Annotated in this window: 7 protein-coding genes; 6 read left to right on the plus strand and 1 reads right to left on the minus strand. The window is 39.7% G+C overall.

All coding sequences use genetic code 11. The features are described from left to right. Nucleotides 1–59 precede the first annotated feature (59 nt). From EHC72_RS10155 to EHC72_RS10175, 5 genes are all read left to right on the plus strand, one after another. Nucleotides 60–1,499 (plus strand): TRM11 family methyltransferase, encoded by a 1,440-nt coding sequence (locus EHC72_RS10155; RefSeq protein ID WP_131537576.1) that lies wholly within the window; start codon nt 60–62, stop codon nt 1,497–1,499. Next, entirely contained in the window at nt 1,500–3,959 is a 2,460-nt protein-coding gene (locus tag EHC72_RS10160) for a sensor histidine kinase (RefSeq protein WP_131537577.1), read from the plus strand. Continuing rightward, nucleotides 3,956–5,833: a hypothetical protein gene (locus EHC72_RS10165; RefSeq protein WP_131537578.1), complete on the plus strand. Its 1,878-nt coding sequence runs from the start codon at nt 3,956–3,958 to the stop codon at nt 5,831–5,833. Before EHC72_RS10160 ends, EHC72_RS10165 begins: the two co-directional genes overlap by 4 nt. A gap of 45 nt (nt 5,834–5,878) precedes the next feature. Further along, a complete protein-coding gene (locus EHC72_RS10170; protein ID WP_131537579.1) occupies nt 5,879–7,321 on the plus strand; it encodes a hypothetical protein in 1,443 nt (480 codons plus the stop codon). 143 nt (nt 7,322–7,464) lie between these two features. Then, nucleotides 7,465–8,910, plus strand: a complete 1,446-nt coding sequence (locus tag EHC72_RS10175) for an RDD family protein (protein ID WP_131537580.1) — start codon at nt 7,465–7,467, stop codon at nt 8,908–8,910. A 253-nt stretch (nt 8,911–9,163) separates the two neighbouring features. Here EHC72_RS10175 and EHC72_RS10180 read toward each other — a convergent pair whose 3' ends face one another. Then, nucleotides 9,164–9,478 (minus strand): helix-turn-helix domain-containing protein, encoded by a 315-nt coding sequence (locus tag EHC72_RS10180; RefSeq protein ID WP_246029415.1) that lies wholly within the window; start codon nt 9,476–9,478, stop codon nt 9,164–9,166. A 412-nt stretch (nt 9,479–9,890) separates the two neighbouring features. Between EHC72_RS10180 and EHC72_RS10185 the strand changes: the two genes are divergently transcribed. After that, complete coding sequence (locus tag EHC72_RS10185) at nt 9,891–11,675, plus strand: TonB-dependent receptor plug domain-containing protein (protein WP_131537581.1); 1,785 nt, start codon at nt 9,891–9,893, stop codon at nt 11,673–11,675. Nucleotides 11,676–11,727 lie beyond the last annotated feature (52 nt).

The following is an 11,727-nucleotide window of genomic DNA, read 5'->3' on the forward strand; positions in this document are numbered from 1 at the left end:
GCTAAAATTAGGTATATTTCTTTAAGTTTGCTAAATTAGTAGTTTAACGAACTCCAGCAATGATAAGTGACATTTATGCACTGCATAACCCTAATAAATATGCACGTTTAACCAAGCGCGCTAAACTTTCCTTTCCAGAAATTGATGCCCGGATCAAACAAAAACTCATCAGTTTGGAAATTGGAGATATTAACCTCTGGACCAATCCCAGCTACAATAAAAACGAATTTGTCCATAGTATTTTTGCCTACCCGGCCATGATGGTGCCGGAGGTACAGCGCCAGATTATCGACGTTATCTTCGCCAATTCCGGAAGTCAGCATGTGACGAGTTTACTCGATCCTTTTATGGGATCCTCGACTTCGTTGATCTCTGGTATGCATTATGGGATAGATTGTTATGGGCAGGATATCAATCCATTAGCCATTTTGATTTCTAAGGTGAGAACGACCTTGGTGAATGTGAATTTCAAAGTATTACGCAAAAAAAATAAAGCTCTTTTAGATCAAATCAATACAGATAATTCCGATGCCGTAGAAGTAAGTTTCAAAGGCATTGATAAATGGTTCAAACCAGTAGTTCAAATTGAGCTGAGCAAAATTGTTCGTGCCATTAGACTCGAAGAAGACATCCGCATTAGGCGTTTTTACTGGGCCAATCTGGCAGAAGTGATCCGCAATTGCTCCAATGACCGAACCTCTACCTACAAGCTGCACATGAGGCCTGTGGAACAAATTGAGGCCAGGTCCACTTCTGCATTAACTGAACTTAAAAAGCAGCTCAGCCAAAGTTTAGAGAGTTACTGGGTATTTAAATCTTTTTTAAGGAAAAAGGGCAGGCTTAGCGCAAAAGGCTACCGAGGAAAGATCAATATACAATATGGCAACTCGGTGGACAGCATCCGTTTTGATGGCCAAGGAGGCTTTGCTGATTTGTTGGTGTCTTCACCACCTTATGGTGATAACCACACGACTGTGCCTTATGGTCAATATTCTTTCTTACAGCTGCAATGGGTGGATTTGGTGGATATCGACTCCGGTATTTCTACAGATTGCCTAAACTCCACCGCTAAAATCGATAGTGATTCGGTGGGTGGTAGGAGATCAGACAGCGCACTGCTGGAAAAAGCCGCTCAAATTTGCACACAATCTGCATCATTCAAACAAGATTATATAAAATTCAGTCAGCTCAGTAAGGATAGATTTAATAAGATCGTTGTGTTCCTCTACGATTTAGATAAAGTTATTGAGAATTCGCTGGCTGCCTTGAAGGACAATTCCTATTTGGTTTGGACCATGGGAGACAGAAGCGTTGGAAATGGCCTTGTGCGTAATGTTCAGTACCTCAAGGAGCTGCTTGAAAATAAGGGCTGTGTCTTTGTACATTCGATCACCCGAACTATTTTAAACAAGCGAATGGCTCAAAAAAATAATAATACCAACCTGATGAATACAGAAGAGATTATTATTTTTAGAAAAGCAAGCATCAAAGGCGCCTAAATGAGCAAAAAACACCATTTCGACATTACCCCGCACATCGTTAAGCAACTTGGAGAGCAGTTGGTGTCTGATGAAATTACAGCCTTGCTCGAGCTCATCAAAAATTCCTATGATGCCGATGCAACTTATGTATCGATAGAAATTAACACTACAGGCAGCTACGAGAAGGAGAAACTTTTTTACCCAGCTCATTCAGGCTTCATCATCGTAGAAGACGATGGCTTTGGGATGAGCGAGGATACGATCCTCAAATCCTGGTTGCTGATTTCTTACTCTCAAAAACGCGCCTTAAAAGAGGCGAACGAAACCACTAAAGGAGGTAGGACTCCGCTGGGCGAAAAAGGCTTAGGCCGCTTGAGTACACAGCGATTGGCTGACCTATGTGAAATTTTTACCGCCGAAAACGGAGCTAAAGGTACCCATATCGCGTTCGACTGGAAGGAATTTGAAACCAAGGAAAGTTTAAGTGATGTTGAAGTAAAAGTTGAAAGTTACAACAGCAAAAGAGCACATGGCACTAAAATCGTGCTGGGTGAACTTAATCACCGGGAAGTCTGGGAAGGCGATAACTTGGAAAACTTTAAAGGACAGATCTCCCAGATTATTTCACCATATAAAGAGAACCGCCCATTCGAAGTATATATCACTATTAATGGCATCGGTGTCGATTTAGATAAGTCTAACGAGCAGTTAAGGGAGTTGGCCATCTCTAGATTCAGTTTTGATTATGATGGCCAAAAAATTTCGATCCGAGGTAAAACAAAGCTAAGTAAGTTTATCGGCAATGATTTTGCGGCCTATCAACAACTTTTAAGTGTAGATGAAGGGAAAAAGTTTTACGATTTTTTAAGAGTAAAATACCCTGAACTCAAAGCCGCAAAGGAAGGTAACTTCTTCCTTGAATACAACAGTGAGTTTAAATTGGAAAATATAGGCAACCTTGAGATTATTGACGGAGCAAGAGCCAATCCAGGTAATTTCTACGGCAAAATTGACGAATTTACCTATGACTCTTGGCTTTATAAAATTACCGACATTGAAAATGTATTTGATAAGCTTTCCAATTACCGCGAATTTGCGCAGGCACAAGCTGGGGTTAAACTTTTTCGGGATGGCTTCGCCATTAAACCCTTCGGGATAGATGGCGAAGATTGGTTAAAGCTGGGTGGGGAACAAACCGGTGGAAGTTCCTACTACGGAATGCGTCCAGAAAACATCATTGGTTTCATCAATTTAAGTGAAAAAGACAACTATCAGTTAAAAGATAAAACGGATAGGGAAGGACTCATATCTAATCCCTACTCAAGGAATTTCTTTTTAATCACTCGTTTTGTCGTTGCCCAGATCAATAGCTATCAAGCTGTTATTAGGCGTAGCTATAACGACTTTAGAAAAGCGTATACTGTCCAAAACAATGGCATCAAAACCGTTAAGCAGGCTTTCAACCAGTTAAAGGATGCCAAGTCAAAAACCGATGCCGTTCAATCTGATACCAAAGAAGCTCTTGTAACCGTCAATAATGCGATCAATGATTCCAATAAAATCGTAAAAGAAGTTGAGGGCAGTCCGCTTTTTACCACGGATGCTGAAAAACAGCGGATGGAGAAAGTGAAGGGCATCTTAGATGAACTCCTGAAAATCCAAGCCACCCTGCAAAAACTCGCTCAAGTGGTCGAGAGGACGGAGAAAATAGGTGAAGTGATTGACATACTCGAGCCTAAGATTCAGGTACTGGAAGAACAGCTCGCAAATTTTTCTGAACTTGCCGCCTTAGGCCTCGTAGCGGAATCCGTAAGTCATGAGTTTTCAACCATTTCGGACCGTTTAGCTGAAAAAGCAAGTTTTTACACCCGCAAACACCAGAATAAGAATCTAAGCGATTCTGATATTTATGTGCTGATGGAATACATCAACTCTACTGTCAATGGCCTGAAAACCCAGCTCAAACATTTGGATCCCAGCTTAAAATATAACAGAGAAAATAAAACAGGCTTTTCATTAGCTTCTTATTTTAACCAGGAAAAGGAATATTATGCAAACCGCTTTCAACGCGCTGGTATTTTGTTTGACGTTAAAGTTATCGATGATTTTAGCATCAAAATCAATAAAGGCAAGCTAACCCAAGTCGTTGACAACATCATTAATAATTCGGAATATTGGTTGATGCAGCGACAAAAGGTCGAAAAAAACTTCAAACCCGAACTGCAAATTCGTATCGAAAAACCCTGGGTTTATATTGAGGATAATGGATATGGTGTCGCCAAAGCCATTGAAAATCATATTTTTGAACCCTTCGTAACCACCAAGCCTAAAGGGCAGGGCCGGGGGTTGGGGCTATTTATTATCCAACAACTGCTCGATGCAGAAGGCTGCACCATTGGGCTTGAACCTACCAGAAATGATTCAGGTAACCAATATATCTTTTCGATTAACCTCTCCAATATCATGACCACATTATGATTCCAACTAACGCCTCAAACGAAGAATCAAAAGTAAATGACGCTCAACCTGCAATTGTTGAGCTCACCGAAGAACAACTTTCGGAAGTCAAGCGTATACAGGAAGAACGCCTCAAGGCCGAAGCAGTGAAACAGAGTAAAGAGGAACTGATCAAGCAAGCGAGAAAGGCAATCAACACTTTTTTAGACGAACTAGGTGTTGCTAAGATTGTTTATATAGATGATCGCTGCTCAATAAATGAACTAAAAGAAACTTTCATCGGAGAGTCGATTGCCCTGAAGCCTGAGAAACCAGCTGAATTGGATTACATTGACTGGGATTTACCAGATGCTGCATTTGCTATCAAACTTAACCAAGTGTGGGAGGCATTGCAGGATGCAGATAAGCGAGCGCTATTTACTAAACTACTTTACTTTAAGGGTAATCAAGACGATATCGATAATTCTATCGCACCGTTAACCTTAAAAACTCATTTGACCACCAGGATTGAACTTTTGTCTCCTAAAGAATGGCTTGCTAAAAAAGATGCAATCCTTCAATTTTTAAAGGATGGACATAAAATTTTGTTTTTATTCGACATTGAATTCAAGTACGCACCACTAGACGATGGACGTGATGGAACACAACTCGCTGCAGATTTATTAGCGATCGAAGAAATAAAAGACAAAATATTCTGCGGCATTTTTTCGCACAAATTTAGTCTGGAAGAAGAGAATGCCAAACGTATCGAATTTTGCCGCAAAAACAATTTTAATAAAAATAATTTCTATACCATATCCAAAAAGCGCTTTAATGAAGGTGAATACCTTCCTGGCCTCGCTGAAGGTATTAGAAACACTTTACTCATCAATGAGGTAGAATCTTTAAAGCAAAAATCAAAAAAGGTTATCAGCGCCGCTTTTAAAAATGCTTTGAAAGAAATTGATGATTTAAGCCCAGAATCATTCAATCACATCATTCAAAAATCTTCTCATTACGAAGGTGCCTGGGAAATGGCTACTTTGCTTAGGATCAATAATATCATCACCAACTGCAGAGCGCTGGATAGTCTGCTAGAACCAAAACGGAGAGCAGCCATAAACAATGATCTCGCAAAAATTAGAAAAATTGAAAAGGTTAAAACTGGTGGCTTAACGCCGACTGATCCTGCTCAAGTCAAGGCCTTGAGACAACAAGAGATTTTTATCCAAGGTGACGTTTTAAATAAATTACACTTTCCAGTATCCAACGGTGATATTTTCAAGATCAAAGACAAACATTATATCTTGTTAGCGCAACCCTGTAATTTAGCGCTGAGGAGTAATGGCAAAAGGGTGAGGGACTATGATATAGGATTTTTGATTGAACTAAGCGGCATGGAAGAAGAGCGATTTGAAGGCTTGAAAAAGGATATGGCGTTGACTTCTGAGCGCGTTGAACAAGCTGAACTCTTTCCAGGCATGTTTACTATTGCCAATCTATCGAAATTCAGCCCGGTTAGTTTAATTCCACTGGATTTAACGGTCTTTAATCAAGATGGGACTGCGCAAATCAATATGAACCAAGCTGAACATCCTTCTTCTGCTATGCAACTGTCCTGGAAACTGCGCTACAAGGCGATCCACGAAAAACTCTCACCTTACAAGCAAAGCATCAGGGTCTTTAAAAAACTCAAAAGCGCGCAAAAGGAGTACTTAAAGTTAAGCATCTATCAGGACGGAATATTCAAGAATTATGATATTGATAACGAGCAGGCGCTGATTCATCCCAAACTTAAATTTGATATTCAGCGCATCATTAATTATAAAGCACCATATTCTGCTGATTTGCTCCAGAAATTTATGCTCTATCTTTCCAGAAGTGCATTTGACCATGATTTTCTTAAAGTTAATTAAGAAAAATTTCTTCCAAATCGAATAAAGCTATTACCATTTTCAACTATGACTATAATTACCGCCTCTCAAGCGCTACTGAATTTCTTCCAGCAATTAGAATATACCCACAGCCAGCCAGTTGTGTCAATGGCTTATCTTGAAATTAAAGATAGAACCAATGATGGTCATGCACAGTCTTACTATCTCAATTTTCCAAAAGCACTAGAAACTTACCTTCCGGATTATAGTCAAGAAATGGAACAAATCTTAGTTTCCAAAGGTCACCATTTTAGCTATCAAATCTTCAACGGCCTTTTAGCACTTATTTGTATTGTACCAAAGAAGGAGCGGGCTGAAGAGATGTTTAATATGTTGCTGGGTATCATCGCACCCGTTAAAATTAAGCAGTATCTTTTTCTCAAAGGTAAAGCAGAAAACATTTTTGAGCTTCGATTTTTAGATTACACGATAGGACAAATTGATTATGAACGTTTTGCGAAATTTTTAGAAAATCATACCGGGTCGGATTATGCGAAGCGTTATGAAAAGCAATGGACTAGCGCTGCAGGAATAGAGGTCAAAACAAAATCAATTTCTACCTTAGATGTATTTAAATGGCTGGAATTCTGCGGTATATCAAAAACACAGATTCCACAGGATGTGGACATTAGGATAAATCTTTACCTCGGTGCATTATCCCTTGAGCAGTTCAACCATTTCCAGAACGAATTTGATCGACATCAGCGTTTCCTCACCGCATACACGGGCATGCAGTATAACTTGAAAGAATTTCATGCAATAGGTTTTACAATGGTAGATGTTTTTTACGGTTTTGTCGATAGAATGACTGCTGGTTGGGTATCTGGTACTGCTATGGTCATTGACCAGCTCAATTTTCCGGATCCTGATATCTTAAAGGATGTTAAAAAATTCATTAAAAAAAATGATGTATTTCTATCTTTAGGTGAAGGAGAGTATGCGCGGTATCTCGAAACGGTAGGTGAGCTCTTTTCCAATGCGGAGCGTCAGGCCTGGGCGCAGAACTTCAATCAAGCCTTTATTGATATCTTCGTAGGGTTAGATTTTTTGTTGTCACCAGATACCAACAAGAGCAAGAAACTTAAAAGAAGGATTGCATTCTTAGTTCATGATTATTTTAAACTTGGCTTGGTTGAGCAAGAAGAATTGCTAGATAAGCTTTACGATCTCAGGAGTGAATATGTGCACAAAGGCGTCAAAATAGACAAAGTCGATTTCATCAGACTTCGGGATATCTCTAAAGTTGTAATTGCCGTTTTGTTTGAACTTCATAAAAGAAACTTAAAACAAGTTAAAATGGATTATCAAGCATGGCTAGAAAAAATCGATATGCATCTAGAACAAATTGCCACCAAGAACATATATCCAACAAATAAAGATTTACTTGAACTGGGGATGGCTAAGCTTTCTCAAGAGTTCACTGTCATTGCTGCCGCTGAGGCCGTCTTGGCCAAATCAAAAATTAAATAAAAGAACAATTAGCAGGTCACCTTTTATTTTATCGAGCGCTTTCTTGCTCCTCAAAAGTCTTGGATTATTTTTTACAGAGCTTTCGCAATTGCAAAAAGAGTGATTAAAATATTAGGAAAATATTCAACTCACCAATAAACAAAATGAATAAGAGTCAACCAAAATATATCACCGCAAATAAGTTTGAGCGCTTACGTAACCTCATTATTGATTTTGTCTTTTCCTTATGTACCGCAACTTTAACTATTTACTTCAGCGCGGGGTTATATACTCAGATTTTGGGCAAGCCGCTAAATTTAGGCATTTGGCCATTTATACTATTGACACTTTGCTTACTCGCGACAAATGACTTTATCGGATTATACTTTTTTAAGACTGCACTAAGCCACAGATTTAACCAAACCTTGGTTTTGTCTTATGAATTGCAAAGGCCCAAAATTCATCAGCTTATCGTCCGTGCAGCGCTCAGAGCCGTGCCGCTAGATTGGATACATTTGCTGTTCTTTAAGAAAAGCCTGCATGACCGCCTGTCTAAAACCATTGTCGTTAGGGAGAAGCTCAAAGCGTTAAAAGAAGAAACCATACAGCTACCGTCAAATTCTTTAGCGTTGCTTAAGGCCTACAATCGTTCAGGACATGTAGCTTATCTATATCCAGAAGGCCAGATGCAGAATGTCTTGCCTAAGCCAATCTATACGGCGGGCTGGGAAAATTCACCAGACACCGCGCCAGTTATCGTGCTCTCGGGACTCATCGACTCGTACTACTGCTTACCAGAACGGCCAGACCTTGCTTTTTCAAACATCTGGACAGCCATCAATAATTCTTATACTGCAACGAGAGTTCAAACTTTGCTTGATGCTGGAGATTTTACCCATCAAACTGGGGACGCAAACTCAATTGATGACTTTATTGATAAACTTGTTCCTTTAAAAGACAACCTTATTCTACCAGGCAAGACGATTTACCAGCTTATCCAAGACTATGCAGCCCTTGCGCCAGATAAGACGCTCAGATTTATCGCAAACATCGTATTAAAGGGCTATATTATCGATGATCCATCATTTCCCAGAGCATTGAAAAGCCAAACGTATTTCACTTTCAAAAACAAATTTGAGGATATCTATAATGGTATCATCGCCAGTTACGGTACAGCTTACCGGTCGATTTGTCAGCCAGCGATCAGTAACTACAAAATAAACTTAAATATCAATAATGTCGTAAAATCTAAATCCATTCCGAGAAGTCTCGCAGAAAAGCTCCGCACTTTATTGACAAGCGGTACTGTGAATGTGACGGAGCCAGGGCTTGGATCTGCGCATACCCTAATTTTTACAGGTGAGCAACAGTATATCAATTTTGTTTTTAGGAATATGCTTTACGCCACCCGAAACAACAATTTCCATGGAAATGTGGTACAGCGGTTAAATAGTGAATATAAAAACGGTGATTCCGTAAAGGCCTCGATTTACATTTATTACCTTGCCCACATGTTTCTTTCCTTAACACTTTACGTGAATGGCGATATCCTGCTAGATGATTTAAAAGTGAATATCGACAACTTAAATAAACTTAGGCTTTTGCTCTAAAGCAGGAAAATGGTGAAATCTGGAAATGCTTTTTTGAGATGTGTTTTTCAATGGTGAAGTTCACACATTTATCAAAGATTTTTCCTCAATGAGGCGTGGTTGCGAGGCACTTTTACACTAATCATTTTTACTTTTTGTTAAAGTAAAAATTCGTATTATTTTTTTACGAATTGTTGATATTGTTTTTCCGAACCTGTTTTATCAGGGTCAGAATCCTTTTCGCAAAAACTGCCTTAATAGATTGTTTTAAAAATCAGCTATCAATTTTCAAAATCTCGTCAACACCTATATTAAGCTTATCTGCTATTGCTTTAATCATACTAATAGAGGTATTTGTTTCCGCCCTTTCTATTCGTCCAATTTGCCTAGTATCAAATTTAGTAAGTTCGGCAAGCTTTTCCTGAGTGATACCTTGCTTCTCTCTTATTTCAATTAATTTTCTTCCTACAGCTTCTAAATAGGTCTGATCTCTATACTGTTTTCCCACAGAACTAAAGTCAAAATATAAAAGAATTAATGTTAGGACATATTTGTCCTTTTTGTCTTTTATTATTATATTTGAAAACATAATAACTTATTGTTAATAAGTTATTTAATTTTTGGTATTAATAAGAGTCTCGCTTGCTAAATTCTGACAATTGCGATTGAACGAGACAATAGATTAATGCCCATGACAATATTATGTGTAATTTCGTCTTACACTATAGCGTTATGGGCTCTATTGTATTCGTTTCAAAAGGCCGTCAGAAGCCTAGCAAGATGATATATAGAGCCTGCTATAGTGCCTTTATATCTGAGACTCGTATAACCCTATACGAGTATGGACTTTAAATCAACACATCTTTTTGACCATCTTATTTCCTTAGTGATCTGCGCACCTGAATAATTCTTATGGTCAAGGCAGGGAATTTAATGGTTCTTTAATAATGGCCTGCCTTGATTTTTTCTAAGATTTTTTCCATAACTAACTAACCGACTTCATGAAAAAAACGATAAAATTCATCGTAATGGCTTTGCTATGCCTAAATTTTTGGGCTGCTGCGCAGACTATTCCGATAAAACTCTCCGGCACTGTGAGGGATAAAGCTGGGAAGCCTATTCCCGATGCTACCATAAAAACCTCTGACAAAGAACGGATAACCTATACGGATAAAGATGGAAAGTTCAGCTTTACGGTTGACAAGCCAGATGGAATCCTTACCATAAGCAGCATTGCTTACCAGACTGTTAATACTCCTTACGGGCCACAATTTACGTTAGAGATCATCTTGAATGAGACAGCAGGATCTCTGGATGATGTGGTGGTGATCGCCTATGGCACTACGACTAAAAAGCTGAACACTGGCGCTATCGGAAAGGTAAGTGCTTCAGAAATCGCGCTTCAACCTGTGTCAAATCCGCTAAGTGCACTACAAGGCAGGATACCAGGACTTGCCATCACACAAAATAGCGGCATCAATGGTTCTGGACTGAAGGTACAGATCAGAGGCCAGGGATCGTTGATGCAAGGTTCTGAACCGTTATTCATTATCGACGGAATTCCCTTTTCCCCAGGCAACAATTCCATCAACACCGTTACCAATGCAACCGGAAGTAGCGGAGTGAGTCCCTTCAGTACCATCAACCCTTCGGAAATTGAAAGTGTTGAAATCTTAAAAGATGCTGATGCGACATCAATATATGGTAGTCGCGGAGCGAACGGTGTAATCCTGATCACGACGAAAAAAGGTGTGGCAGGTAAGAGTAGATTAAACCTGAATATCTACGACGGATATAGCCATATCACCAGAACAATGGATATGCTGGCAACAGAAGATTACCTTAAGATGCGCAGGGAAGGTTTTAAAAATGACGGGCTTACCTTGACGAATGCAAATGCCCCGGATCTTCTGCTATGGGACCAGACCAGGTATACCAATTTTAAGGATATTCTTATAGGTGGAAATGCAAAAACCACCGATGTACAGTCATCAATAAGCGGCGGGACCGAGAAAACCAGGTTCCTGATTTCCGGAGGCTATCATGGAGAGACTTCTGTATTTCCTGGTGAACAGCGTGACGACAAACTATCAGGCCGGATTAGCCTAAATCACCGCTCAACCGATGAACGCTTTAGTCTTGATTTTAGTGGCGGGTTTTTATATAACCGCAATAAGATGAGTTCGGGCGATCTTACGGCCTATATCAATATGCCACCAAATATGCGATTATACGATGATGCGGGCAACCTGAACTGGCAAGAGGGCGGCACTTTTTTTGGCGGGGCAATTACCAACCCTTTGGCCGCAGCCAACAGACAATATACCGGAAAGTTCAGTAACCTGACAACAAGCGTTAATATGGCCTACGAAATCTTAGCCGGACTAAAAGGAAAGGTAAGCCTGGGGTACAATAGTTTATCTGGTAATGACCAGGCGCTTAATCCCTCAAGTTCCATAAATCCTAACTCAGGAACACTTCCCTATTCCAACTTTGGCCGGTCATTTTTAGGCAGCTGGATTGTGGAGCCGCAGCTCGAATATACCAATACCATAGGTAAGGGCAAATTAAACATTCTAGTCGGCGGGACCTTACAAAATACAAACAGTAATACGTTGAGCGTTTCCGCACAGAATTACAGGAATGATATCCTGCTTTCCTCAATAGCCGCAGCAGGGAATGTAACCACAAGCAATAGTGATTACGCTTACTGGAATTGCAATATAAAAGTGGAGACATTTTATGCCGCTTCTGTTTTATTTTTCAGCATTGCTCTTTCAACCTGAACTGGGGTTCTGTAATCAAGTGCCGAATGTCTTCTTTTCCTATTGTACCATA

This window comes from Pedobacter nototheniae, assembly GCF_004335085.1.
Classification (GTDB): Bacteria; Bacteroidota; Bacteroidia; order Sphingobacteriales; family Sphingobacteriaceae; genus Pedobacter; species Pedobacter nototheniae.